The 24,138-nt window shown below is 66.9% G+C and carries 25 protein-coding genes; 14 read left to right on the top strand and 11 right to left on the bottom strand.

All coding sequences use genetic code 11. The features are described from left to right. Window positions 1–39 precede the first annotated feature (39 nt). Genes NU1_RS01750 through NU1_RS01740 form a run of 3 tightly spaced genes read right to left on the bottom strand, consistent with a single transcriptional unit; the run spans window position 40 to window position 2,307 of the window. Window positions 40–807, bottom strand: coding sequence for a glycerophosphodiester phosphodiesterase (locus NU1_RS01750; protein WP_067516638.1), 768 nt, complete (start codon window positions 805–807; stop codon window positions 40–42). After that, window positions 804–1,916 (bottom strand): DUF4328 domain-containing protein, encoded by a 1,113-nt coding sequence (locus NU1_RS01745; RefSeq protein WP_245719902.1) that lies wholly within the window; start codon window positions 1,914–1,916, stop codon window positions 804–806. The genes NU1_RS01750 and NU1_RS01745 overlap by 4 nt, the downstream gene beginning before the upstream one ends. A 16-nt stretch (window positions 1,917–1,932) precedes the next feature. Beyond that, window positions 1,933–2,307, bottom strand: coding sequence for a rhodanese-like domain-containing protein (locus NU1_RS01740; RefSeq protein ID WP_157551936.1), 375 nt, complete (start codon window positions 2,305–2,307; stop codon window positions 1,933–1,935). Between the two features lie 267 nt (window positions 2,308–2,574). Here NU1_RS01740 and NU1_RS01735 point away from each other — a divergent pair, with 267 nt between their 5' ends. Beyond that, window positions 2,575–3,186 carry a hypothetical protein gene (locus tag NU1_RS01735; protein ID WP_067516636.1) on the top strand — a complete coding sequence of 204 codons (612 nt, stop codon included), beginning with the start codon at window positions 2,575–2,577 and terminating at the stop codon, window positions 3,184–3,186. A gap of 161 nt (window positions 3,187–3,347) precedes the next feature. Here the strand turns inward: NU1_RS01735 and msrA are convergent, their stop codons facing one another. After that, window positions 3,348–4,043 carry a peptide-methionine (S)-S-oxide reductase MsrA gene (msrA, locus tag NU1_RS01730; protein WP_067516634.1) on the bottom strand — a complete coding sequence of 232 codons (696 nt, stop codon included), beginning with the start codon at window positions 4,041–4,043 and terminating at the stop codon, window positions 3,348–3,350. A 304-nt stretch (window positions 4,044–4,347) separates the two neighbouring features. On the opposite strand from msrA, the gene NU1_RS01725 reads away from it, so the two are divergent. The 3 genes from NU1_RS01725 to NU1_RS01715 all read left to right on the top strand — a co-directional run bounded on the left by NU1_RS01725 (window position 4,348) and on the right by NU1_RS01715 (window position 6,765). Next, the gene (locus tag NU1_RS01725; protein WP_067516632.1) at window positions 4,348–4,971 is read left to right on the top strand and encodes a superoxide dismutase; all 624 of its coding nucleotides are present in this window, start codon (window positions 4,348–4,350) and stop codon (window positions 4,969–4,971) included. Window positions 4,972–5,210: 239 nt separating this feature from the next. Further along, window positions 5,211–5,741, top strand: coding sequence for a peptidase (locus NU1_RS01720; RefSeq protein WP_067516630.1), 531 nt, complete (start codon window positions 5,211–5,213; stop codon window positions 5,739–5,741). Between the two features lie 292 nt (window positions 5,742–6,033). Beyond that, window positions 6,034–6,765 carry a TMEM165/GDT1 family protein gene (locus NU1_RS01715; RefSeq protein ID WP_067516628.1) on the top strand — a complete coding sequence of 244 codons (732 nt, stop codon included), beginning with the start codon at window positions 6,034–6,036 and terminating at the stop codon, window positions 6,763–6,765. Between the two features lie 187 nt (window positions 6,766–6,952). On the opposite strand, the gene NU1_RS01710 is transcribed toward NU1_RS01715, so the two are convergent. Both NU1_RS01710 and NU1_RS01705 read right to left on the bottom strand, forming a co-directional pair. Further along, window positions 6,953–7,603: a TetR/AcrR family transcriptional regulator gene (locus NU1_RS01710; RefSeq protein WP_067516626.1), complete on the bottom strand. Its 651-nt coding sequence runs from the start codon at window positions 7,601–7,603 to the stop codon at window positions 6,953–6,955. A gap of 13 nt (window positions 7,604–7,616) precedes the next feature. Further along, on the bottom strand, window positions 7,617–8,522 hold the full coding sequence (locus NU1_RS01705) for an SDR family NAD(P)-dependent oxidoreductase (RefSeq protein ID WP_067516759.1): 906 nt from the start codon (window positions 8,520–8,522) through the stop codon (window positions 7,617–7,619). Window positions 8,523–8,676: 154 nt separating this feature from the next. On the opposite strand from NU1_RS01705, the gene NU1_RS01700 reads away from it, so the two are divergent. Further along, complete coding sequence (locus NU1_RS01700) at window positions 8,677–9,444, top strand: SDR family NAD(P)-dependent oxidoreductase (protein ID WP_067516623.1); 768 nt, start codon at window positions 8,677–8,679, stop codon at window positions 9,442–9,444. A gap of 64 nt (window positions 9,445–9,508) precedes the next feature. Here the strand turns inward: NU1_RS01700 and NU1_RS01695 are convergent, their stop codons facing one another. The 3 genes from NU1_RS01695 to NU1_RS01685 form a co-directional block, all read right to left on the bottom strand. After that, window positions 9,509–9,709, bottom strand: coding sequence for a cold-shock protein (locus NU1_RS01695; protein ID WP_067516621.1), 201 nt, complete (start codon window positions 9,707–9,709; stop codon window positions 9,509–9,511). Window positions 9,710–10,039: 330 nt separating this feature from the next. Then, on the bottom strand, window positions 10,040–12,001 hold the full coding sequence (htpG, locus tag NU1_RS01690; protein ID WP_067516619.1) for a molecular chaperone HtpG: 1,962 nt from the start codon (window positions 11,999–12,001) through the stop codon (window positions 10,040–10,042). Beyond that, window positions 11,998–13,635, bottom strand: coding sequence for a TM0106 family RecB-like putative nuclease (locus NU1_RS01685; protein ID WP_245719908.1), 1,638 nt, complete (start codon window positions 13,633–13,635; stop codon window positions 11,998–12,000). Before NU1_RS01685 ends, htpG begins: the two co-directional genes overlap by 4 nt. A 493-nt stretch (window positions 13,636–14,128) precedes the next feature. Here NU1_RS01685 and NU1_RS01680 point away from each other — a divergent pair, with 493 nt between their 5' ends. The 7 genes from NU1_RS01680 (at window position 14,129) to rraA (ending at window position 18,681) form a co-directional block, all read left to right on the top strand. Beyond that, window positions 14,129–14,767, top strand: a complete 639-nt coding sequence (locus NU1_RS01680; RefSeq protein WP_067516616.1) for a DUF6474 family protein — start codon at window positions 14,129–14,131, stop codon at window positions 14,765–14,767. 154 nt (window positions 14,768–14,921) lie between these two features. Beyond that, window positions 14,922–15,398, top strand: coding sequence for a hypothetical protein (locus tag NU1_RS01675; protein WP_157551935.1), 477 nt, complete (start codon window positions 14,922–14,924; stop codon window positions 15,396–15,398). 45 nt (window positions 15,399–15,443) lie between these two features. Continuing rightward, window positions 15,444–16,094, top strand: coding sequence for a YcnI family copper-binding membrane protein (locus tag NU1_RS01670; RefSeq protein ID WP_067516614.1), 651 nt, complete (start codon window positions 15,444–15,446; stop codon window positions 16,092–16,094). After that, complete coding sequence (locus NU1_RS01665; protein ID WP_371859751.1) at window positions 16,094–16,627, top strand: copper resistance CopC family protein; 534 nt, start codon at window positions 16,094–16,096, stop codon at window positions 16,625–16,627. The genes NU1_RS01670 and NU1_RS01665 overlap by 1 nt, the downstream gene beginning before the upstream one ends. Beyond that, on the top strand, window positions 16,624–17,580 hold the full coding sequence (locus NU1_RS01660) for a CopD family protein (protein ID WP_084520884.1): 957 nt from the start codon (window positions 16,624–16,626) through the stop codon (window positions 17,578–17,580). Before NU1_RS01665 ends, NU1_RS01660 begins: the two co-directional genes overlap by 4 nt. Before the next feature lie 59 nt (window positions 17,581–17,639). After that, entirely contained in the window at window positions 17,640–18,101 is a 462-nt protein-coding gene (locus NU1_RS01655; protein ID WP_067516751.1) for an SRPBCC family protein, read from the top strand. A 94-nt stretch (window positions 18,102–18,195) separates the two neighbouring features. Continuing rightward, window positions 18,196–18,681, top strand: coding sequence for a ribonuclease E activity regulator RraA (gene rraA / locus NU1_RS01650; protein WP_067516610.1), 486 nt, complete (start codon window positions 18,196–18,198; stop codon window positions 18,679–18,681). A 16-nt stretch (window positions 18,682–18,697) separates the two neighbouring features. Here the strand turns inward: rraA and NU1_RS01645 are convergent, their stop codons facing one another. Then, on the bottom strand, window positions 18,698–18,919 hold the full coding sequence (locus tag NU1_RS01645) for an RNA-binding S4 domain-containing protein (protein WP_067516608.1): 222 nt from the start codon (window positions 18,917–18,919) through the stop codon (window positions 18,698–18,700). Between the two features lie 135 nt (window positions 18,920–19,054). Here NU1_RS01645 and lysX point away from each other — a divergent pair, with 135 nt between their 5' ends. Together lysX and NU1_RS01635 are read left to right on the top strand one after the other, a co-directional pair. Beyond that, a complete protein-coding gene (lysX, locus tag NU1_RS01640) occupies window positions 19,055–22,432 on the top strand; it encodes a bifunctional lysylphosphatidylglycerol synthetase/lysine--tRNA ligase LysX (protein ID WP_067516607.1) in 3,378 nt (1,125 codons plus the stop codon). 53 nt (window positions 22,433–22,485) lie between these two features. Beyond that, a complete protein-coding gene (locus tag NU1_RS01635; protein WP_067516605.1) occupies window positions 22,486–23,097 on the top strand; it encodes a histidine phosphatase family protein in 612 nt (203 codons plus the stop codon). 69 nt (window positions 23,098–23,166) lie between these two features. Here NU1_RS01635 and NU1_RS01630 read toward each other — a convergent pair whose 3' ends face one another. Then, window positions 23,167–24,063, bottom strand: a complete 897-nt coding sequence (locus tag NU1_RS01630; RefSeq protein ID WP_084520898.1) for a cutinase family protein — start codon at window positions 24,061–24,063, stop codon at window positions 23,167–23,169. Window positions 24,064–24,138: the final 75 nt, after the last annotated feature.

Below are 24,138 nucleotides of genomic sequence, written 5' to 3'. Positions count from 1 at the left end.
GCCAGTCGCCGCGGCCGGTCGTGCACCCCCGATGCGCGATCAGGCCGCCGCGAGTAGGGATTTCGTGCGGCCGGGGTGGTTGGTGGCGATCCAGCTGACGCCGAGATCGGCGCAGAGGCGAATGTCATCGGGATCGTCGACGGTCCAGCAGTAGGTGGCGCGGCCCGCGGCGGCGGCCTTGTCGACCAGGTCCGGATGTTCGCGCAGGGTCCGGACGGAAGGGCCGACGGCGGTGGCGCCGACGGTGGTGGCCGCGCCGCCCGAGAGGTACAGCGACGATTCGCCGAGCAACACGGTGGGAAGCAGCGGCGCGGCGCGGCGGATGCGCCAGACCGCGGTGGCGGCGAAGGACATCACCACGGCGCGGGAATGGTCGGCCGAGGCGGGGGCGGCGATGCCGTAGCGCTGCAGTTCGGTCAGCAGCGTGGTTTCGACCAGCGCGCCGTACCGGACGGGGTGCTTGGTTTCGATGAAAAGTTTGGTGGGGCGGCTCTTCCAGTCCAGCACCAGCTCGATGAGTTGGGCCAGGGTGAGCAGTCCGGCGGGTTCGCCATCGGCCCCGTAGTCGAGCGCTTCGAGTTCGGCGAGGGTCATTTCGCTGACCGCGCCGGTGCCGGAGGAGGTGCGGTCGACCGTGCGGTCGTGCACGCACACCAGGTGGCCGTCCTTGGTCAGGCGCACATCGCATTCGACGCCGTCCGCGCCTTCCCGCAGTGCTAGTTCGTACGCGGCGAGGGTGTGTTCGGGTCGCGCCGCCGAGGCGCCCCGATGCGCGACCACGAACGGCGCACGACTGGCCTGGCTCACTTCGCCATTACCTCCTCTTGCTCGGATTCCGGCGTCCCGACCGGATTTTCGAGCTCACCCGCCTTGTCGGTTTCGTCTGACTCATCATTCCCGACGGCAGCCAGCGGCGCGCGTTCGGCGGATCCACACGGGCGGACGGGTTCGATCACGGGTTCGGCCGGTGTGGTCGCGATGGTCCACCGCTTGATCGAATGCGGGCGTCCACGCAGATCCAGACCCGCACCACCGCGCACCACCCACAGCGTGAGCACGGCGACGGCGGCGGCGACCAGATCGGCGACGGCGGTCCACAGCACCCCGTCGGCCTGGGCCTGCAGCGTGCCCGGAATCCGCCACAGCAGCGCACCGACCACCATGAAGGCGTTGAAAATCCAGACGCCCCACCAGATTCGAACCGGCTTCAGCAGACGCGGATCCTGCCGCACCCGCACCACCTCGGTCAGGAAGACGCCCGGCCACAGCAGATTCGCGCCCGGCACCAGACAACCCAGCGCCAGCGTGGTCGGCGAACGCGGATCTCGTTTCCCGGCAGCGGTATACGCCGCGCGCCGGACCTCGATCAGCCGACCCACCACCGCGACGGCCGTGATCAGCGCCGATACCAGGGCGAGCAGGGCGGTGAAGTACACCGTGACATCGGAGGTCGTCAGCAGCCAGGGTTCGATGAGCCGGGTGCGATTGCGCAGCAGGATGGCGTAGCGCCCGAATTCGGCGAGACCGGCGGCGATGAAGATGCCCGCGGTCAGGGTCAGCAGTAGCGGGACGTGGGCGGACAGCCGTTCGAGCCGTCCTGATTGCGCGGTGGCATCGCGCGGGGGCATTTCGTGTAGTCCCCAGCGCGGAATCTGCGGATAGCGCGGCGTCGACCAGGAAACCGGCCGCCGCGCGGCCTGCGCGGGACGGTTCTTGCGGCCGGGCGGTCGAGCCACCCACCGGTAATTGCGCCGTCCGGCTGGGGAGTCGATCGGCGCGGGTGAGAGCAGCACCCCGCGGCAACGCGGGCACCAGTGCAGCGGGGTGCCCTGCACGGTCCAGCGCGCGCCGCAGCGGGCACAGGGCTGCACCACCGGCGATCGCGTATCCGATCGCGGCCGGGACGGCACACTCACCGGTCTCCCCCGTTCATCAGTAGATCTTCGCCTGGTGGTCACCCGCGGCGGCAAGCGGTCGCCCGGCCTGCTGCCACGCCACCATCCCGCCGGCCACGTTCACGGCCTCGAAGCCGACGTGCTCGAGGTACTTCACCACCTGAATGGACCGTCCACCCTGGCGGCAGACGACGTAGATCTGGGTGTCGTAGTCGAGTTCGTCGATCCGGGCGGGCACATCGACCATGGGGATGTGAATGGCTCCGGGTGCGTGTCCGAGCTGCCATTCGTCGTCCTCGCGGACGTCGAGCAGCACGCCGGGCACGGCGCCGGTCGCCGCCCGCGGCTGCGCGTCATCGAATTGCGCGGGCACCGCGTCGATCGATACCGAGGGGATGTCCGGACTTGTCACACTGTCGATCCTGCCACGGGCATGCGGCGGTCGGGCAGTTCCATTCCGCTCGGGCGTCCGGTACCGGCCCCGAGCGGGCGGGTTATCCACATAATCCACAACCTGATCCACAGGTTGAGACCTGTCTCAATTGTCCGGCCGGCCGCCCCGGTAAATCCCCTCCACATGCCGGAGCAACCGGCCGGACATCTATTTGGACGCGCCGCCCGCTTGATCGGTTCCCTCAAAATCCCTGGTTCGAGCAGGCATTCTCGGTAGCCTGACGCTATGAACACGAGCAGGGGGCTACTCGACGGACTGGACACCACCGGACTCAATACCGCCTTGTCGGAGGCGACCTGCCTCGGCATGCAGGTCGAACCCGCAAACGCGCAGCTAAAGCTGGAACTCGATGTACTGACACTGCCGATCGACGGGCCACCGCCCGCCGACTGCGATGTCTTCCTCACCCTCTCCGGCGTCAGCCGGGTCGCCACGTCGTTCCGCCGCGTGCAGTGGGACGCCCTGGAGCCGGAGATTCTCCCACTCACCCTCGACAACCTGGGTGACGCCGTACGCAGCTTCGGCGGTGCCGCACTGCACGGTTGGGAATTCTTCGATCTCGACGACAGCAGCTGGGCGCTGTGGCGCGATCTACTCAGCTTCGACACCACCATCAGCGATCGCCCACCGACGCACGTCCTGGAGTTCTCCCAGGAGGAGGGCGTCGACCCGCGTGAACTCGATATCCGAATCTGGTTCGAGCAGGTCAGCATTCAGGACAACCACGGCTGCGAGATCCCCGTCCCCGACTTCATCGCGGGCGGCGTGCGCTGGTGGGAGGCGCACAACAGGTGCGATCCCCGCACCATGCGCCCGGATATCGTCCCGCCGCTCTAGGGTCGCAACCAAGCGCTGAGTGGTCCCCGGCAGCTCGGTCGAGCTGCCGGGGACCACTCGGCGACAACTGATCTCGTAAGGATCGGGGTAACTCATCGGGTACGCCCGAAATCGGCTCGGCACCCAAACCGCTGGCACGCGTGCACAACGGTCAGCGACCCTCAGCCGGGCGCTGAAGTCCCGGGGAGGCGGGGGAGGCAGCTGACGCCGGTGGCGTGGTCTGGGCAGTATCCGCCGGGGTTCTTGGCCAGGTACTGCTGGTGGTAGCCCTCCGCGTAGTAGAAGGCGGAAGGGTCTGGCAGCGGGGTGATCTCGGTGGTGATGGCCCCGAATCCGGCCTCGGTCAATCGTTTCTGGTAGGCGCTCGCCGTCTCGTGCGCGAGTTCGGCCTGTCCGTCGTCGAGAGTCAGGATGGCAGAACGGTATTGGGAGCCGCGGTCATTGCCCTGCCGCATGCCCTGCGTCGGATCGTGGTTCTCCCAGAACTGCTTCAGGATTCGGCCGTAGTCGATGACCTCGGGGTCGAATACCACCAGTACGGCCTCGGTGTGGCCGGTTCGCCCGCTGCACGTCTCCTCGTAGCTGGGGTTCGGGGTGTATCCCCCGGCGTATCCGACGGCGGTGCTGTACACACCGTCGAGCTGCCAGTACCCCTGCTCCGCACCCCAGAAGCAGCCCATCCCGACGACCGCGAGCCGCATACCTTCCGGGAAAGGCGGCCGGAGCGGGTGCCCGCTGACATAGTGTTTCTCCGGCACCACCAGCGGTTCCGACCGCCCGGCCAGCGCTTGCTCCGGCGTCACCATGACCGGCTGCGGGAGTCGCACCCGCCCTACGAGTTCGTCGTACCACGACATAGGTAGATGCTAGGCGGGTGAGTACCGGTCCGACAGCCCCAGGAATCGGTCATGGAAACGCAACGACTGATCTCGTAAGAATCGGGGTAACTCGCCGGGGACACCCAAAATCGGCTCGGCACCCAACCGCCGGCACGCGTGCACGACTGTCAACGGCTCTCCGCCGGGCGCTAAATATTCGGGGAGACGGGAATGCCGGGGGGAGCGCCCCAGGTTGCAACCGAGCGGGTGTACGAATGATGGTTGGGTGCATTCGATAGTTTTTGCGAGGGCACACCAGCCCCGACACTGAGGAAGGGACATCGTGGCTGTTTACACGCTGCCAGAACTGGAATACGACTACAGCGCCCTGGAGCCGCACATCTCCGGGCAGATCAACGAGATCCACCACACCAAGCACCACGCCGCGTACGTCGCGGGCGCGAATGCCGCTCTGGAGAAGCTGGAAGCGGCTCGTGAGTCCGGCGATCACGCCTCCATCTTCCTGAACGAGAAGAATCTGGCGTTCCACCTCGGTGGACACGCCAACCACTCCATCTGGTGGAAGAACCTCTCCCCGAACGGCGGCGACAAGCCGGTCGGCGAGCTGGCCGCCGCGATTGACGACCAGTTCGGGTCGTTCGACAAGTTCCGCGGGCAGTTCACCGCGGCCGCCAATGGTCTGCAGGGTTCCGGTTGGGCCGTCCTGGGTTACGACACCCTCGGCCAGAAGCTGCTGACCTTCCAGCTGTACGACCAGCAGGCCAATGTGCCGCTGGGCATCATCCCGCTGCTGCAGGTCGATATGTGGGAGCACGCCTTCTACCTGCAGTACAAGAACGTCAAGGCCGACTACGTGACCGCGTTCTGGAACGTCGTCAACTGGGCCGACGTGCAGGACCGCTTCGCCCGCGCCGTCTCGCAGGGCAAGGGACTCGTCTTCGGCTGATGCCGCGGGGGCGCACGCCCTCATAGGTGAGGTTTTCGGGCCCGCGAACCACTTGGTTCGCGGGCCTTTGCCATTCCCGCGGCAGAGCTGTGCTGTCCATCCAGTCGCGCGTTGCCCGTCGAGCCGCCGTACTGCTAGCACTCTCTGGTACTTGTGTGCCAGTTCGGTTCGGGTACAACCTGGTATTCCCAGGCAGCACGTGCAGGGCCGCCCCGATTTCGGGAGCTCGGGAGGCAGTAATGAATACGAACGACGGCCAAGTCGGTGTGACGCCGTTCCAGGCCAGCGGCGCACTGCGCGGATTTCTCATCTCCGGCCGCTGGCCGGATTCCACCAAGGAATGGGCCCAGCTGCTGGTCCTGGCGGTGCGGGTGGCCAGCCTGCCGGGTCTGCTGCCCACCTCGACGGTCTTCGGCACCCGCGAGGAACTCCCCGACGATCCAGAGCCCGGGACGGTGGGACTCGTCATCGCGGAGGGGCCGGTAATGGGCGAACGGGCGTTGCGGCCCGGAAGGTTTGCCACGCGTACGCCGTCGGCCTTGATCATGTTGCATCCGCCGCGCGAAACCCGGCCGTCCCTGCCCGAATGCGTGGGCGCGGCATCGGGCTGCGTACTACTCCCGGGACTGCCGCACCTGGGTCTGGATCACCGCGCCGCCTGGGTGGAAACCGATAGCGACGGCACCGTCACCTCGCTGGTTTCGCGCGTGGGTGTCGATTTGATCAGCGACCCCGACACCGCGGTTCTGGCTATGCTGCTGGCCGCGTAAGGGCACCCGAAACTATTGGGGCGGTGGCCCAAACTTATTGCGCGCATTGCGATTTCGAGTGTGTCGGATTGGCGTAGTCCGGTTTGCCCGGGTACAGTGGCGGACAGCGAAGGGGAGTAGCCCCCAATCGCGCAGTCGACATACTGGTCCCGGCGTGGATCCGGCTGCGTGAACCGAAACTCTCGGTGGGCGAGACCTTCGGCCAATGACAACCGATCCGGATTGACGGTGCGGTGTCGGCTGGAGGCGTCCATTCCATTCAGCCGACAGGCCGAGCCCTGGGAGCTGAACGATGATCGCCACACTATTGCTGACCTTCGGTGTGCTGTTCCTCGCCGAACTCGGCGACAAATCACAACTCATGGCGCTGACCTTCGCGCTGCGCTACCGCTGGTGGGTGGTGCTGAGCGCCATCGCCACCGCCAGCGTGGCCGTGAATCTCATCGCGGTGGGCGTCGGACACTTCCTCGGTGCGGCACTGCCGACCGAGGTGATCTCGTTGTTCGCCGCCGCCATCCTGATCATTGTGGGCCTGTGGACCTTGCGCGAGGTGCTCCCGCGTCGGGGCGCCGCCGCGGATTCCGGCGACGCCGAACCAATTACCCCGCAGACCAGCTCCCGATCGGCGTTCTTCGTGGTGCTGTCGGCCTTCATGCTGGCCGAACTCGGCGACCGCACCATGTTCGCGACCATGGCGCTGGCGTCCAACAACGGCTGGCTGGCTGTATGGATCGGCTCGGTCGCCGGCATGGTGGCGGCCGGTGGGCTGGCCATCGCGGTCGGCGTGACCGTGGGTAAGCACATTCCGGAGCGGACGCTCGCTGTCTGCTCCGGCCTACTGTTCCTCTACTTCGGCGCGCTGACGCTTTTGGGCACGGTGACGCAATTGAGCACACCGGCAACGGCTCTCGCCGCGGCCGGACTGCCCGCGCTCGCGGGGCTCGTCTTGCTCGCGCTGCGCCGCAACCGGACTACCGAGCCAGCGACCGAGCCGCAGCCGCTGGCAGCCGATCTGCACGACTGAGCCCGTCATCCGGGCGACTGAGCCCCGTCATCCTGGCGCGACTCCAGCCCGTCACCCCGCACTCCAGCCCGTCATCCCGGCGTGCTTTTCGCCGGGATGACGAGGGACCATCGCCCGTCGGGATGACGAAGGGTCCACGTGCCCGTCAGGATGACGAAGGGACCATGAGCCCGTCAGGATGACGAGGTCAGCGGCCGGGGGGCTCCGGGCTGCCGAACAGGTCGCCGCTGCGGCCGATCATGTTCAGTAGCGGCTCGCGCAGTTCGCGCAGGCCGTCGATGTCGTCGGTGGCGATGCGGGCGGTGACCATGGCGCTGAGCGCGGCCACCAGGGTCTGGCAGGCGAAGCGCTGGGATTCGGTTTCCGCGCCGAGAATATCGGCGACAATGGCGACGAAGGTGTCCTGCAGGGTGGTGCGGCGGGTAATGGCCTCGTTTCCGGCGGCGTAGACCTCGACCAGGAAGAGGCGGGCGAAGGCGGGATGGGCCGCCAAGCCGTCGAGGTAGGCGGTGAGGACACGGGCGATGCGCTGCTGCGGGGATTCGTCATCGGGAGCATTGCCGGTGACTTCGAGCAGCCCGGTGAGCAGCAGTTCCACGGCGCGCTCGTAGGCGGCCTCGAAACAGTCCTCCTTGGAGCGGAATTGCTCGTAGAAGGTTTCCCGGGACACTCCGGCGCGTTTGATGATGGATGCGACGGGTGTTCCGACATAACCGTTTTCGGCCATCGCCTCGGCCATGGCGAGCAGAATGCGATCCCGCTGCGCGCGGACCACGGTCTCGCGGGGGAGGCCGTGGCGGCCGCGGGGCAGGCGGGCGGTGACTGCCGAATCGGTCATGCGGGCTCCGTCGTCAGGCGAGGCGTTTCAGTTTGCGTGGGCGGGCGGGCTGATCGGTGGTGAAGGGAACCACTTCGGTGCGGGCGATCTCGGTGCCCGGGCCGACGCCGCCGCGCAGTGCCATATCGACGGCCCATTGGCCGATGCCGCGGAACCAGACCACCACACCCACCCAATAGGGTGACACCACCCGCCGCGATCGGCGAGCCAGGGCGCGCTGCATACCGTCGATGGCCGGGCCGAGCGGGGCGACGCCGGACACGGTGGAGCGGCCGAGAATGGCGCGGGCGGCTTCGGTGCCGAAACCGGTGGCGGTCATATCGGTGTCGAGTTCGGCGAAGTAGGCGATGCCGACCCGGGCTCCGGTGTGCCGCAATTCGATTCGCAGCGTGTTGCCGAGCGCCTCGGCGGCGGCCTTGGAGGCGCTGTAGGCCCCCGCCAGGGGCAGGTGAATGGCCGCGGCCAACGAACACACCAGCAGCACATAGCCATTCGGATGGCTGATATGCGGTCCGGCGGCCCGCAGTGTGTAGTACACGCCGAGCACATTGACGGTGAGCGTTTCCTCCAGCACCGCCGGATCACCGCCGATGATCGGAAGCTGCCGGGCGATACCGGCATTGGCGACCACGGCATCCAAGCCACCCAGTTCGCCGACCAGCGATTCCACCACCCGCTGCACCTGCGTCGGATCGCCGATATCGCAGTACCGCCAGGGTGCGTCACCGCAGTCGGCGGCCACTTCCGCTAGTAGGTCCTGTTCGATGCCCAGGAGCGCGACCTGGGCGCCATTGGCGTGCAATTGCCGGGCGAGCGCCGCGCCGATACCGCGCGCCGCCCCGGTTACCAGAATCCGGCGGCCGACCACCGAGGGGGACGGGCCGAAGGGGCACAGCCAGCGGGCCGAGCGGGACTTCATGCGGAGACGGTACCACTCGGCGAACACCAATGTTCGCAAACAGTTCGGTCTTCTTGCTGTGGTCCCCTCGCAGGCGCGCTGCGACTCCCCACTATCGTGCCTATTGACGGAAGGCCAGCGAGAGGCCGTCCAACGTTGGAGAGGACCAATCACCGTGGAGATTTCGGGCTCCGCCGCCATTGTCACCGGAGGCGCTTCCGGTCTGGGTGCCGCGACCGCCAAGCGCTTCGCCGACCTGGGCGCCACCGTGTTCGGACTCGACCTGGCGCAGTCGATCGAGCGTGCCGGCGATAGCGTTCCCGCCGGTGTCACCCTGATCCCGACCGATGTCACCAACGGTGACGAGGTGGCCGCCGCGGTCGCCACGGTCGTCGAATCGGGTGTGCCGCTGCGCGTCGTCGTCAACTGCGCCGGTGTGGGCTGGGCGGGTCGCATCCTGTCCAAGAACGGTCCGCACGATCTGGAGCTGTTCCGCACGGTCATCACCGTGAACCTGCTCGGCTCGTTCAATGTGATGCGCCTGGCCGCCGACGCCATCTCCAAGACCGAGCCGGTCGACGAGTACGGCCAGCGTGGCGTGGTCATCAATACCGCGTCCGTCGCGGCATTCGAGGGCCAGATCGGCCAGATCGCCTACTCCGCCTCCAAGGGCGGCGTCGCCGGTATGACCATTCCGGCCGCACGTGACCTGGCGCAGTTCGGTATTCGCGTCAACACCATCGCCCCCGGCATCATCGACACCCCGATGCTCGCCGGTGTCACCGAGGAGTACCGCAAGGGCCTCGAGTCCGGCGTGCCGTTCCCGTCCCGCCTGGGCCGCCCGGACGAGTACGCGCAGCTCGCGCAGTACATCACCGAGCACGACTACCTCAATGGCGAGACCATCCGCATGGATGGCGCGCTCCGCATGGCCCCGCGCTGACAGCATGAACGACCAAGGCCCGCACCGGAGTCCGGTGCGGGCCTTGGTGTTTCAGCTGGCTATCTCAGTGCTTGCGGACGGCCGATGCCTGGGGGCCCTTCGCGCCCTGGGTGATCTCGAAGGAGACCTGTTCGCCCTCTTCGAGGCCGCGGTAGCCGGTGCCCTCGATCTCCGAGTAGTGCACGAATACGTCCGCGCCGCCCTCGTGAGCGATGAAGCCGTAGCCCTTTTCGGCATTGAACCACTTGACGGTGCCTTGAACCATGTGTCTTCTCCTGACCGGGTTTTCGTTCGACCGCCGTGGTCACAACGGTCGGGTCGATCGATCCAGACGACGACTTACTACTTGCCCGGCAAGAGAAGCGACGCCCGCACAATGTTCCGCGCGAGCATGTAGATACACGTACACGAAAAACTTACGACCAAGAAGTACAACGTACGCCCGCGACCGGGGTTCCCGGAATCCCCTAAACCATTACGGGCGTCACAAAAGTGACCCCGGACACATAACCGACCGAAGGGCCTCTTATGTGAAGTGCGCCACGCCTCACGACCGGAAAGTTCCCGGTGTGAGACGTGGCGCTCCCGCGACGAATCAGAGTGTGCGGGTGAGGCGTTCGGCGAGGATGCGGGCGAACTGCGCCGGATCCTTCAGTTCGCCACCTTCGGCGAGAACGGCTGTGCCGTAGAGCAGTTCGGCCGTCTCGGTGAGGTCGGTGCCCTCGTCGTCCTTATGCGTGGCGTACGCGTCCCGCAAGCCGGTGACCAGCGGATGCCCCGGATTGAGTTCCAGAATCCGCTTGGTGTGCGGCAGGTCCTGCCCGGAGGCGCGGTACATGCGCTCGAGCATCGGCGTGAAGTCGTACATATCGCCCACGATGCAGGCGGGTGAGGTGGTGAGCCGGTTGGTCAGGCGCACCTCCTTCACGTCCTCGTCCAGGGTTTCCCGGAGCCAGGTCAAGACGTCGGCGAATTCCTTCTCCTGCTGTTCGCGCAGCTGCTCGGAGGCCTTTTTCTCGTCCTCGGTCTCCAGATCCACCTCGCCCTTGGCAATGGACTGGAACGGCTTGCCGTCGAATTCCGGTACCGCGCCGACCCACATCTCGTCGACGGGATCGGTCAGGATCAGCACCTCGAGGCCCTTGGCCCGCAGCGCCTCCATATGCGGCGAGTTCTCGATCTGCTGCCGGGATTCGCCGGTCAGGTAGTAGATCGCGTTCTGGCCGTCCTGCATGCGCTCCACGTACTCGGCCAGCGTGGTGAGCTGCTCTTCGGAGTTGGTGGAGGCGAACGACGAGACGCCCAGAATGGTTTCGCGATTGTCCTGATCGTTGAGCAGGCCCTCCTTGAGGACGCGGCCGAACTCCTGCCAGAAGGTGTCGTACTTGGACTTGTCCCCATCCTCGGACGACGCGGCACCCTGCATGTCCTTGACCGTGGACAGCACCTTCCGGACCAGGCGCTTGCGGATGGCCCGGATCTGCCGGTCCTGCTGCAGGATCTCGCGGGAGACATTGAGCGACAGATCCTGTGCGTCCACCACGCCCTTGACGAAGCGCAGATACTCCGGCATCAGTTCTTCGCAGTTGTCCATGATGAACACCCGGCGCACGTACAGCTGCACGCCGCGCTTGTGCTCACGGTTGAACAGGTCGAACGGCGCGTGCGACGGAATGAACAGCAGCGCTTGGTATTCGAAGGTGCCCTCGGCCTTCATGGGGATGATCTCGAGCGGATCGTCCCAGGCGTGCGAGACGTGCTTGTAGAACTCCTTGTACTCCTCGTCGCTGACCTCGCTCTTGGGGCGGGTCCACAGCGCCTTCTGGGAGTTCAGGGTCTGGGTTTCGGTGATTTCCTTTTCGGTCTTCTCCTCGCCCTCACCCTCCATAATGGTTCGGGTGACATCCATCCGGACCGGCCAGGCGATGAAATCGGAGTACTTCTTGACGATCTCGCGGAGCTTCCACTCCTGCGTGTAGTCGAAGAGGTGGTCGTCCTCGTCGGCGGGCTTGAGGTGCAGTGTCACCGTGGTGCCCTGCGGAGCCTCGTCCAACTCCTCGATGGTGTAGGTGGAGCTGCCCGCAGCCGATTCCCAACGGGTGCCGGTGGTTTCACCGGCCTTGCGGGTGGTCAGGGCGACCTTGTCGGCCACCATGAAGGTCGAGTAGAAGCCGATACCGAACTGGCCGATGAGTTCCTCGGCCGCCTGATCGGGCTTGGTTTCGAGGAGCTGTTTGCGCAGTTCGGCGGTCCCGGATTTGGCCAGGGTGCCGATGAGGTCCACCACTTCGGCGCGCGACATGCCGATGCCGTTATCGCGCACGGTGAGGACGCGGCTATCCCTGTCCACCTCGAGCTCGATGCGCAGATCCGAGGTATCCACCTCGAGATCCTTGTCCCGGAACGACTCCAGCCTCAGTTTGTCGAGGGCATCGGAGGCATTCGAGATCAGCTCCCGCAGGAAGGTGTCCTTGTTCGAATAGACCGAGTGGATCATCAACTCCAAAAGCTGATGCGTCTCGGCCTGAAACTCCAGTTGTTCGACGTGATCGGTCACGTCGTGATGGTACGACGGGCGAAATCGGCGATGGAAGGAACCTCGGCATCGGCGCGATCGGTCATCCAGTCGCGCAGGGTTTTGGTGGCGAGAACGTCGTCCTCGTTGTATTCGAGAATGCGGGTGCGCTGGGTGAGATCGGGTTCGCCCTCGTAGCCGACGGCCAGGCGGTACCAGGCCATGGACGCCTCTCCCCCGGCCTCCGGATCGCGCCAGTTGAAGCCCGCGACGGGGGCGATCTTCTTGAGACCCTTGCCGTTCGGGCAGATGAACTGCTCGGAGACGGCCTGGAACATATCCACCCACTGCGGGCCGTCGACGAAGTGCTGGATCTGCTTCTCGGTCGGCACACCCGGCTGTCCGGCGAAGCGGCGCGCCGACTCGTAGAGCCACTTGTCCTCGGCGGTACGGGAATAGCAGTAGGCGGCAAAGGTTTTGCCGTTCGCCTTGGCCTCGGCGCGCACTCCCATGAGCCAGGTCCAGAATTCGGCGAAGGAGCGGCCCTCGTCGGGGGTGGGCAGCGGATCCCAGGTGACGAACCCGCGGTATACCCCGTCGAGCAGGGTGCCCCACAGGTACGCGCCGTGCTCCTGGAAGCTCTCCAGATCCACATCGACCTCGACATCGGCGCGCTTGACCTGCACCCGGTCCACGCGCCGCACCAGGGGTGCGCCGGTGGCCCAGGCACGGGCGGTGACCACGGCCTCGGTGAAGGGTTCGTACTGCCAGTCATCCGGATCATCGCCGGTCCATCCGGCCAGGTCGTCAATGGTTTCGACGCCGTGGCGGCGCAGCACGTCGGCGCGCGAACCCGGTGCGACCAGGCTGATATCGCGGTGCGCGATGAGCCATTTCTCGCAACCGCCATTGAGCGCGTCGACCGCGTTGTCCACCGTCTCCGTCGCCGACGGTTCGGCCGTGGCGGGGGCGGTGCGGGTCCACCAGGCGCACTGGCGGCATTCGGGCACCTTCGACGGGATGGTGGGGAGTTCGCCGCGCACCACTGCCACCCGATCGGCGTAGCGGCGGTCGTAGTCGTCGAGCACGGGACCGAGATCGTGAACCAGGATGCGGTCGAAGTGGTAGCCGATCGCGCCGCCGAGCAGGGCCGGGCTGGCGTGGCCGTGGCGTTGCAGCATGCGGTAGAGGTGAGCCAGGCGCTGCTGGTCACGCTGCTGCGGGCGGGTGCGGACATGCTTGTCCGGGCGCGGATTCCATTGGTACAGATCGCTGGTGACCGGGTGGTAGTCCGCCGGATCGGGTTGGCGCGGGTCGGTGACCTTGTGATTGACCACGATGATCGGGATATAGCCGCCGCGGTCGTCGTCGCGCAGCAGGATCTCGCAGCCGCCGCGCCGCCCGGTATCGGGTTCCTGCGGAAGCAGTGCGCCCCAGATCCGTTCGACACCCGACTCGCAGGCGCCCATGGTGGCTTCGGCGCGCTGTGCGGCGGTCAGGGTCGGGTCGATGACGAGCCAGCGGTGGGGCGCGGCCTCGACGAGGGTGTCCCGCACCGATTCCCGATGCGCGGCCGCGGCTTCACGCCGCTGCTTCACACCGGAGTCCTCGGAGACACCCGACATCGCGCCCGGATGGATCGCGTCGAGGTGCAACCGATGCCGGCACCCGATCAGGGCGCGCGCGTCGACGAAAGCGCCCCGCCCCGTCCCCGACTCGCGCCGCGAACCGGGCTCGACGGACGCCGCGTCGGCGTCACGCCGGTCTGCGGCAGTGCCGTGATTGTCGCGACCCGCTCGGTCGCCGATGCCCGAATCCACGCCTAGCAGTATGGCTTGAGACCCCGACACCCTTGCCCGCCCGCCCCTGGGTACGGCCCCGTCGGCTGTAAAGATGGAGGTGCAGGCGCTTCCCCGACGCCCTTTGCGGATGGGGCTGCCCTCACCCCGAAGTGGAGGAGGCACCGGCCGAAGTCGAAATACCGCCGCGCGAGTGCGCACGTCTGCGCGCGGTCCGCCGGGTGGGCCGCGCGGACAGGTATAAACGGCACAGCGCTCGCAGACGCTCTTCTCGACCAGCTACTGTGGGCGCAAACTGTGTGACATGGGCGGACAGGCATTTCCCCCGGCCCTGTGCTGCCATGGCGAACCAGCATGACGGAGGCCATCTATGGGGTTGTTCACCAAGCGCAAGAAGCGGGTCAGCCGCCGAGCCGAGGCGAAGGCCCTCAAGCACAAGGCCGGTATGGAGGCCAAGCTCGGGGCCCGCAATGAGCGTAAGAAGCATCGGGCCGAGGCGCGGACGCAGGACAAGGTCGCCAAGGCGCAGATCGCGGCGTTCAAGGCCGAGGAGAAGGCCGCGCTGAAGGCCGCCGCCAAGGCCGAGCGGGACCTGTTCAGTGCCGCTCAGATTCGCAAGTACCTCGGCGTGGCGCGCATCCTGGTGCCGGTGCTCGCACCGCTGGCGTATCGCGCGGCGACCATGATTCGCGGCCAGCTCGACAATCGCCGGGCGCAGCAGCTCGGTATCGGGTTGGATCAGCTCAGCGAATACTCCGGCCCCGGCGCGAAACTGCAGGCCCGCATCACCAATGTCGAGGCGACCCTGCGCGAATTGGAGCAGAAGAGCACCGACGTCGAGACGAAGGGTTTCGCGACCGCCATCCGTGACCGGCTCGACAGCCTCACCGCCGCCGTCCGCACCGCCGCCCAGATGCCGGTGCAGCGCCGCCGCGCGGTGCACGCCTCCATCTCCAATGAACTGTCCGGCATCGAGTCGGACGTGCTCGCGCGCCTCGGCGTGCGCTGACGGTCTTGGAATGCGCCACCGTGGACGAACCGACCGCCGGGGGACACACCCCGGCCGAGGGGTTCAGCCATGGCGTGGCGGAGCGCACCTGATCGGCGCGTCGAGCACCGGGCGTCGCACTGAATTGTCCTGGGTCCGGGGCACCCTGGTTGGTTTGACCGTCGGCACGCTCGCCGTAGCAGCGCATGGGTTCGCCGGTGGCGATACGCCCGGATCGGCCGGTCTCGCACTGCTGCTGCTGATTTCCGGTGCGGCGGGGATATTGGTGTCGGTGCTGCCGACACGATCGCGGTGGGCCGTACCCGGGTGGCTCATGGCCGGGCAGCTCGCCTGCCACAGTGCGCTAGCACTCTTTACCGGGCATGAGCACGGTGCTGCCGCAGCGGGTTTGGTGCCCGATCGGTTGATGATCGTCGCTCATGCGGTGGCGGCGATTTCCTGCGCGCTCCTGATTCTTGTGGCCGAGCGGCTGTACGGCCTTGTCTCGCAGGCGGTTCGGGTGGTGACCACCCGGCCCGTCACCGACCCGCCGCGGGTCGGGGCGATGCGCTGGCCCGGTGCGGCGCGGCAGATTCAGCACCTGCGCGGCGTGGGTGCGATCGGGCCGCGTGCTCCACCGGTTACGGGCTGACTCGCAAACTCACCCGAACCCTTTGGCAGAGAAGGTCATCCCCTCATGCACACCTGTATTCCGCGTGCGCTCGTCACGGCCGCCGCGGCCGCGAGCCTCACGCTGCTCGGTAGCGGTATCGCCGCCGCCCATGTCACCGTGGACGCGCCCGGCGCGACCCAGGGCGGCTACACCGTCGCCACCTTCAAGGTGCCGACCGAATCGGATTCCGCGTCCACCACGAAACTCACCGTCACCCTGCCGAATGTGAAGAGCGCCCGGACCGAACCCCTCGCGGGCTGGGCCGCCGAGGTGGCCCGCAATGAGAAGGGCGAGGCCACCTCGGTCACCTGGACCACCGAACCGGGCAATCCCGGGGTGGGGCCGGGTCAGTTCCAGCGCTTCGTCATCTCCCTGGGCGCACTGCCCGAGCGGGATTCGGTGACGTTCGCCGCCACGCAGACCTACAGCGACGGCAAGGTCGTGGCCTGGGATCAGCCGGAGACCGCCGACGGCGCCGAACCCGAGCATCCCGCGCCGACGGTGGCCCTGGCCGCGAGCAAGACCGGCGATCACCACCGGATCGACACCACTACCACTGCAGACGACAACGAGGTCGACACCACCGCGCGCTGGCTCGGCGGCCTGGGCCTGGCGCTCGGCGCGCTGGGTGCGGCCCTGGGTCTGGGTGCTGTGATTCGGGGGCGTCGCTCATGATGCGTCGCATGATCGCCGGTGTGGTCGCCGGGCTGCTGGTGGGCGGAATGTCCTTGCTGGGCACCGGAACCGCGAGTGCGCACTCCGCGGTGGTGGGCAGTGTGCCGGAGGCGGGCGCACAGCTCGAGGTCGGCCCCGCGCAGGCCTCGGTCACCTTCAACGAGGACCTCCAGACCAGCTACCCGTCCATGACGGTGACCGGGCCGGACGGCAATCTGTGGTCGAAGGGTGAACCGGTCGTCGATGGCCGCACCATCAGCATCGCGGTGGGTGAACTGGGTCCGGTCGGCGAATACAAGATCGCCTACCGCGTCACCTCGGCCGACGGGCACCCGGTCAGCGGCAAGGTCACCTTCGCGCTGACCAAGGAGGGCACCGGTACGCCGGGCGCGAAGGCCAATGCCAAGGCCGGATCCGGCGATGACGAGGGCGGCGGTTTCCCGCTGTGGGTGTTCGTCGTGGGCGCGGTGGTGCTGTTCGGCGGTGGACTCGCCTTCGCACTGCTGGGCGGGCGGGGCAAGCAGCGTTCGTGAGCCGGTCCGACCGCACCGATCGTCGTCGGGATACGACCGGCGGCACCACCCGACGGTGGTTGCTGCTGGTCGTCCCCGTGAGCCTGCTGGGCGCCCTGCTCGCCTGGCTGCTGGCCGCGAACGATCCGGTGCAACCGGAGGCCCCGGCCCGAGCCCTGGCCGACTGTGCGGGCGCGGTGGTGCTCGGTCTGGCCGCGCTACCGCGACTGCACGACCGGCTGGAACCGCCGTGGCGCATCCTGACCATTGTCGCCGGATGCTGGATCGCACTGGAATTCGCCATGCTGGTCTTCGAAGCGACCGAGGTACTCGCCCTTTCGGTCGGCGAGCTCGGCGCCGGACAGTTCGGCACGTACCTGACCGAGGTGAGCGGCGGCCAGATCGGCATCGCGATCCTCATCGGCAGCGGCGCGGTGGCCGCCTACAGCGCATTCGGTTACCGGTTGCCGGAGCGTGCGACCTCGGATCTGGTGCTGGTATTCGCGGCGGTCACGCTCGCGCTGCGACCGATCACCGGGCATATGTCGCAGCAGATACTCGGTTCGGTACTGGCCGCCGTGCACGCATTGGCGGCCGCCGCCTGGTTCGGATTGCTACTGGCGCTGGCACTGGTGGTGCGTACGCGCGGCGAATGGGCGGTACTGCTGCCCCGGTATTCGATATGGGCCCTGCCTTTGCTGGCGGCGGTCACCGTGACGGGAATCATCAACGGCCTGGTGCGAATCGGCGGTCCGGCGGATTTGGTGACCACCGGTTACGGCCGAATTCTGATCGCCAAGACATTGCTGCTGGCCATCCTGCTGGTGCTGGGCTGGTGGTGGCGCAAACGCTGGGTGCCCATTGCCGGCGATCATCGGATGGATGCCGAATCCTCGTTACGTCGCGCCATTTTGGAGGTTGTGGTGATGGCGGTGGTCTTCGGACTCGCTGCTACACTCGCCGTCACGGCCTGAGAATGGGTGTGGCTATTGCCACCCTGCGCGCAAAACTAGAACACGTTACAGTCGAGCCCATGACCGAAGTCAAGATCATCGCCGACTGCGCCGCCCCGGCCGAATCCGCGTTCGCCTATGTGAACGACTACCGCAACCTGCCGCGATTCATCAATGAGATCAGCGAGTTCACCCCGACCACCGAGCAGACCGAAGGTGTCGGAGCGACCTTCGACGGCACCATTCAGCTCGGCCCCATCACCCTGCATTCGCGTATCGAGATCGTCCGCCACGAAGAGAATTTCGCCATCGGCGTGAAATCCATCAAGGGCTTCGAAATCGAATCCACCTTCCTGTTCCACGCCAAGGACGCGAACTCCAGCACCGTCGACGCCATCGTCGATTACAAGGTGCCGGGCGGGATCGCCGGCAAGCTGCTGGGCAAGACCATCGAGCCGTTCGTGAAGCTCGCCGTCAAGAGCTCGACCAATAATCTGATCACCCAGATCGCCGAATTCCACTCCGCCGACGCCAACGCCTGATTCCGCCAACCCGGACGGTCGCCGACGAAGCCGACCCCGTCCAACTTCCGGGGCCGTGGATACTCGCGAGTAACCGAGAGGCAAAATAGCCCTCGTGACCGATTCCGCGAATGTTGCCACCGCTGACCTAGCCGATGAGATCGGCCCCGAGATCCGCAGCTGCGATACCCAGTTCACCCAGTTCGGCGGGCGCGAAGCCTTCGCCGGACGCATTGTGACCATCCGCTGCTTCCAGGACAACCTGCTGGTCAAGCAGACACTCAGCGAACCGGGCGAGGGCCGGGTGCTGGTCGTCGACGGCGGTGCGAGCGTGCACACCGCACTGGTCGGCGACATTATCGCGGGCCGTGGCGTGGACAACGGCTGGGCCGGTGTCATCGTCAATGGGGCTGTGCGCGATTCGGCCATCCTGCGCACCCTCGATATCGGCGTCAAGGCGCTGGGAACCAACCCGCGCAAGAGCACCCAGACCGGATCCGGCGATAAGGATGTGCCGGTCGAATTCGGCGGCGTCACCTTCGTACCGGGCGACATGCTCTACAGCGACCACGACGGTGTCGTGGTGCGCGCCGAGAGCTAGCTACCGGTTACGGCCGTCAGCCGTTCGCGACCCGGGCCCGGTGCCCGGCGAGCGTGACCACGTCACCCGCCGACAGCTGACGGCCGCGCCGCAACTCGACCTCGTCGTTCACCCGGACGAGGCCCTCGGCGATGACCGTCTTGGCCTCCGCACCGGAATCGATGAGGTTCGCGAGCTTCAGGAATTGGCCGAGTCGAATGACTTCATCCGAGATCGGCACATCGAATGGATCGGCCATGGGTCCATCCTCACCCGTCGGACCTCCTGTTCCAAATTTGCCCCAGCTTCGCTACCGGGTGTTCGGATGCGGTTCACAAGACACGGATGACCGCCCTTCTCCACAGGAGCGCCTCGTACAGGACACACTGGTGCGGTGACTTCGACGCAGGACCGGCAACACCAGGACACCGAGCACAGACCTGATGCGCGGTCACCGGAAGTTCCGCACCGCGGGCACGGCCGGTTCGGTGAGGTGCCACATATCACCGGGTTCGTACTGGGCGTGTTCGCCGTGTTCTGTGGGCTGTGGAGTATTTCGCCCGGCCTGCGCTATCTGACATCCGGGCTGCGGCACTACATCGACATCTACTACTTCGATGCCCCCGACACGAGTCTCGTCTGGGCGCTCATGGTCGGGCTGCTGGCGGGCGCGACGGCCAGCCGCAAACGCATAGCGTGGTGGGTGCTGGTCGGCTACATGGCGGTGTACGCGCTGGCGAATTGGCTGGACTTCATCGGGGAGCGCGATTACCACGCCCTGGCGGCACTGATCGTGCACTGCACCGTCATCGCCGTCCTGATCGCGGCCTGGCCGGAGTTCTATACCCGGGTGCGCAGCGGCGCGGCGCGGCGCGCGCTGGGCGTGCTGGCCGGTGGTCTGGCACTCGGCTGTGTGGTCGGCTGGGGCCTGGTGGAACTGTTCCCGGGCAGTCTGCCGGGCGGTGTGCAGCGACCGCTGTGGTCCGTATCGCGGGTCACCGCCACCATTCTGGTGAGCAATGAGAATTTCGACGGGCATCCACCACATTTCGTGAACCTGCTGCTCGGCCTGTTCGGCGCGGCGGCCCTGGTGGCGGCGGTGGTCGTCCTGTTCCGGTCGCAGCGAGCGGCCAACGCGCTCACCGGAATCGACGAATCGGCGCTGCGCGGACTGCTGAAGAGCTCCGATGTGGAGGATTCGCTCGGCTACTTCGCCACCCGCCGCGATAAGGCGGTGGTGTTCGCGCCCAGCGGTAAAGCCGCACTCACCTATCGCGTCGAACTGGGTGTGTGCCTGGCCTCCGGTGATCCGATCGGTGCGCAGCAGGCATGGCCGCACGCCATCGACGCCTGGCTGCGGATGTGCGATAAGTACGGCTGGGCCCCGGCGGTAATGGGCGCGAGTGAGGCGGGCGCGACGGCCTACCGGCGGGCCGGACTGTCAGCGCTGCGGTTGGGCGACGAGGCCATTCTGGAGACCCGCACCTTCTCGCTGGCCGGACCGGATATGAAACAGGTGCGGCAGGCGGCGAACCGTTTGCGCAAACACGGCGTCGTCGTGCGGGTGCGCCGCCATTCGGAACTCTCGCCGGACGAGATGCGGGCGACCATCGCGCGCGCCGACACCTGGCGCGATACCGAAACCGAACGTGGTTTCTCCATGGCCCTGGGCCGCCTGGGCGATCCGCTCGACGGCGACTGCCTGCTGGTCGAGGCGGTGGAACCGCTGCGCTCCGGCAATGGCCGGGCCCCCACCGAGGCCGCCGTCTCCGAGGGCCGGGTGCTCGGCATGCTGTCGCTGATCCCGTGGGGCCGCACCGGCGTGTCACTGGATCTCATGCGCCGAGACCCCAAGGGCCCCAACGGGATCATGGAACTGATGATCTCGCAGCTGGCACTGAACTCCGAGCAGTACGGCATTACCCGGATCTCGCTGAATTTCGCGGTCTTCCGAGCGGTGTTCGAGGAGGGCGGCCGAATCGGCGCGGGACCCGTACTGCGGCTGTGGCGCAGTGTGCTCATGTTCTTCTCCCGCTGGTGGCAGTTGGAGGCGCTGTACCGGTCGAATGTGAAGTATCAGCCCGTCTGGGTGCCGCGCTTCTCCATGTTCGAGGACCGACGCCAGCTGCCGCGGGTGGCGCTGGCCAGCGCGCTCGCCGAGGGCTTCCTACCGCGTATCGGCAAAACTCCCGACGCCTCCACGCACACTGGTCTGCAACCGTCGGTACCGGACACCATGTCCGGACTGCACGCCGACGGCAGCACCCCCGATGTGGCCGAGCGCGATACCGCGGATCAGGGGCCGCGCCGCCCCGAACAGGTGCGCGTGCGGATGGACAAGCTCGAGCGCATGGCGGCGCTGGGTATCGACGGGTATCCGGTGGCCTATCCGCCCACCCACACCATCGACGCGGCACGCCGCTCACCCCAGGGCACCACGGTGCGAGTGTGCGGACGGCTCTTGCGGATTCGCGACTACGGCGGGGTGGTCTTCGCGCTGCTACGGGACTGGTCCGGTGAGATCCAGTTGATGATCGACCGCGGCCGGGTCGGCTCCGAACGGGCCGCCGCCTTCGACGAATTCTTCGATCTCGGTGACCTTATCGAGGTGAGCGGGCAGATCGGCCGCAGCCGCCGCGGCGAACTGTCGCTGCTGGCGCAGGACTGGCGGATGATCGGCAAATGCCTGCACCCGCTGCCCGATAAGTGGAAGGGTCTGGCCGATCCGGAAGCCCGGGTGCGGCAACGGTACGTGGACATGGCCATCAATACCGAGGCCCGGGATCTGCTGAAGAAGCGCAGTGCGGTGATGCGGTCGCTGCGCGACACCCTGAACGGCTGGGGCTTCCTGGAGGTGGAAACCCCGGTGCTGCAACAGGTTCACGGCGGCGCGAACGCCACCCCGTTCACCACCCATATCAATGCCTACGACCTGGACCTGTATCTGCGCATCGCGCCGGAGCTGTACCTGAAGCGGTTGTGCGTCGGCGGTATGGAGAAGGTGTTCGAACTCGGTCGGGTCTTCCGCAACGAAGGTGTGGACTACAGCCACAATCCCGAGTTCACCGTGCTGGAAGTCTATGAGGCACACAGTGATTACGAGCGCATGATGCACGCCTGCCGTCAGCTCATTCAGGCGGCGGCGGTGGCGGCCAATGGGAAGATGGTGGCGCTGCGGCCCGGACCCGACGCGGAGCTCGTCGAGGTGGATATCTCCGGGGACTGGGCGGTGAAGACGGTGCACGGCGCGATCTCGGAGGCGCTGGGCGAAACCGTTACGCCGGATCTGGATGTGGAGCGGCTGCGCATCCTGTGCGACAAGGCCGGGGTGCCGTTCCAGATCGGTTGGGACGAGGGACAACTCGTGCTGGAGCTGTATGAGCACCTGGTGGAGTCCAAGACCGAGGAACCCACCTTCTATATCGACTTCCCCACCTCGGTGTCGCCGCTGACCCGCGCCCACCGGCATGTACCCGGTGTCACCGAACGCTGGGATCTGGTGGCCTGGGGTGTCGAATTGGGTACCGCCTACAGCGAATTGACCGATCCCATCGAACAGCGCAAACGGCTCACCGAGCAGTCCATGCTGTCGGCGGGCGGCGACCCGGAGGCCATGGAACTGGACGAGGACTTCCTCCAGGCCCTCGAACACGCCATGCCGCCCACCGGCGGACTCGGTGTCGGGGTGGATCGCGTGGTCATGCTGCTCACCGGTCGCAGCATTCGCGAAACCCTGCCGTTCCCGCTCGTGAAGCCCCGTACCGCACAGTAAGCCCGGCCCCACCCCGGCTGTGCCGCCCCCACCGCGTGCGGCACAGTGGTGGCGTGCAGTTGATCCTCGTCCGCCATGCCCAGCCGCAGCGCATTCTCGGCACCTCCGCCCCGGCCGATCCCGACCTCACCGAGATCGGCGTGCAGCAGGCCGGGCGCGTGCCGGGTGTGCTCGCACCGCATCGGATTACGCGGGTGGTGAGCAGCCCGCAGCTGCGCGCGCGGGCGACGGCGCGTCCGACGGCGGAGAAGCTGGGCCTGGAGATCGACCTCTTCGACGGCCTCGCCGAATACGACCGCGACCTCCCGGTCTACATCCCCATCGAGGACGCCCAGCGCGAATTCCAGGAGGTCTACGACCGCATCAAGGCCGGACACCTACCCGAACAAATCGACGGCGACGCCTTCCGCGCCCGCGTCCTGGCCGCGGTGGACAACATTGTCACCGCCACCGACCCGGCCGATACCGTGGTCGCCTTCGCCCACGGCGGCGTAATCAACGTCCTCCTCCAGGACGTCCTGGGCCTCGACCGCCCCCTCACCTTCCCGATCGACTACTGCTCGGTCACCCGAATCCTGTTCTCCCGCACCGGCCGCCGCACCGCCGCCACCATCAATGAGAACGCCCACGTCTGGGACCTCCTCCCCCGCAGCCTCCGCTCCTAGGCATAACCCCATTTCACAGCGAAGGCCGCTCCCGTCAGGGAGCGGCCTTCGAGATCACAGAGCCTGTGCCTACGCCATGCCCGCGATCCAGTTGTGCATCCAGCTGATGGCCGTCTGGCCGCCGCCGACCGGGTAGCTGCCGTACAGGTGGTGCGTGCCCGAGCCGTAGAACTTCTCCAGCTGCTTGGCGCGCTGCTGATTGGCGTCCTCGGTGAGCTGCGACTGCAGCGCGGGCAGGCCGCCGTGCGACATCAGGTCGGTCATGATGGCGCCCAGTTCCAACTGGTACCGCCAAATGCTGGTGGGGGTGGGGTTGGAGGTCTGGGCGAGGAAACCCGCGAAACGGGTGACGAAATCGGTTTCCTCGGTCGAGCAGTACAGATCACCGATGGCGCAAATGGTGCGCACCCGATCACTGATGAACCCGAAGCCGCCGACCCGAGGGCCGCCCGCGCCGGCGCCCGGGGCGGGCGGGCCGACCTGAACATCGCCGATGGAACGCCGCGGATCGGAGATCAGTCCGACACCCGCGAGGCGATCCGGCGAGACGGGTCCGAGACCGCTGCCGATCTCCGAGGCCAGATCACCGGCCGCATCCGCACCCTGGCTGTAGCCGACCAACGCGATCTTGGTCGCGCCGCACCGGGACGCCATGGCGCGCACCAGATTGCGAGCATTATCGGTGGCCTCCTTCTTGGAGGCCCCGTACACATTGCCCTCCCAGGGGAAGGCGGTCGCCGCGTAGGTGACGTAATCCACCTTCGCGGGCAGACCACGGGTTACGCCGGTCAACATGCCGGGCTGTACGCCCTTCTCATACCCGGTCTCCCAGGTACCCGGAACCGCAACCACATAGAGGCTCGGGCAGCCCGGATCCGCTATCGCGGAACCACTTCCACCGAGCACGACGCCGGACAACACGCTCGCCGCTGCCCCCGCAGCGGCGACAATCTTCTTCAACCGCATACTGCTCCACTTCAAGCCCGCCCGGGACATGACAATCCAGTCCCGATTTCCCGATCATGGTGCATGCGTCCAATG

It is taken from the genome of Nocardia uniformis NBRC 13702 (assembly GCF_001613345.1).
Taxonomy (GTDB): Bacteria; Actinomycetota; Actinomycetes; order Mycobacteriales; family Mycobacteriaceae; genus Nocardia; species Nocardia uniformis.
This window is presented reverse-complemented; position numbering and strand designations above follow the sequence as displayed.

Excerpts from the sequence above, each read along its gene's own strand:
- NU1_RS01670 (WP_067516614.1), top strand. The coding sequence starts at position 15,444 with ATGCACACCTGTATTCCGCGTGCGCTCGTCACGGCCGCCGCGGCCGCG.
- NU1_RS01680 (WP_067516616.1), top strand. The coding sequence starts at position 14,129 with ATGGGGTTGTTCACCAAGCGCAAGAAGCGGGTCAGCCGCCGAGCCGAG.
- NU1_RS01715 (WP_067516628.1), top strand. The coding sequence starts at position 6,034 with ATGATCGCCACACTATTGCTGACCTTCGGTGTGCTGTTCCTCGCCGAA.
- NU1_RS01645 (WP_067516608.1), bottom strand. The coding sequence starts at position 18,919 with ATGGCCGATCCATTCGATGTGCCGATCTCGGATGAAGTCATTCGACTC.
- NU1_RS01710 (WP_067516626.1), bottom strand. The coding sequence starts at position 7,603 with ATGACCGATTCGGCAGTCACCGCCCGCCTGCCCCGCGGCCGCCACGGC.
- NU1_RS01720 (WP_067516630.1), top strand. The coding sequence starts at position 5,211 with ATGAATACGAACGACGGCCAAGTCGGTGTGACGCCGTTCCAGGCCAGC.
- msrA (WP_067516634.1), bottom strand. The coding sequence starts at position 4,043 with ATGTCGTGGTACGACGAACTCGTAGGGCGGGTGCGACTCCCGCAGCCG.
- NU1_RS01705 (WP_067516759.1), bottom strand. The coding sequence starts at position 8,522 with ATGAAGTCCCGCTCGGCCCGCTGGCTGTGCCCCTTCGGCCCGTCCCCC.
- NU1_RS01630 (WP_084520898.1), bottom strand. The coding sequence starts at position 24,063 with ATGCGGTTGAAGAAGATTGTCGCCGCTGCGGGGGCAGCGGCGAGCGTG.
- NU1_RS01665 (WP_371859751.1), top strand. The coding sequence starts at position 16,094 with ATGCGTCGCATGATCGCCGGTGTGGTCGCCGGGCTGCTGGTGGGCGGA.
- NU1_RS01695 (WP_067516621.1), bottom strand. The coding sequence starts at position 9,709 with ATGGTTCAAGGCACCGTCAAGTGGTTCAATGCCGAAAAGGGCTACGGC.
- NU1_RS01735 (WP_067516636.1), top strand. The coding sequence starts at position 2,575 with ATGAACACGAGCAGGGGGCTACTCGACGGACTGGACACCACCGGACTC.
- NU1_RS01655 (WP_067516751.1), top strand. The coding sequence starts at position 17,640 with ATGACCGAAGTCAAGATCATCGCCGACTGCGCCGCCCCGGCCGAATCC.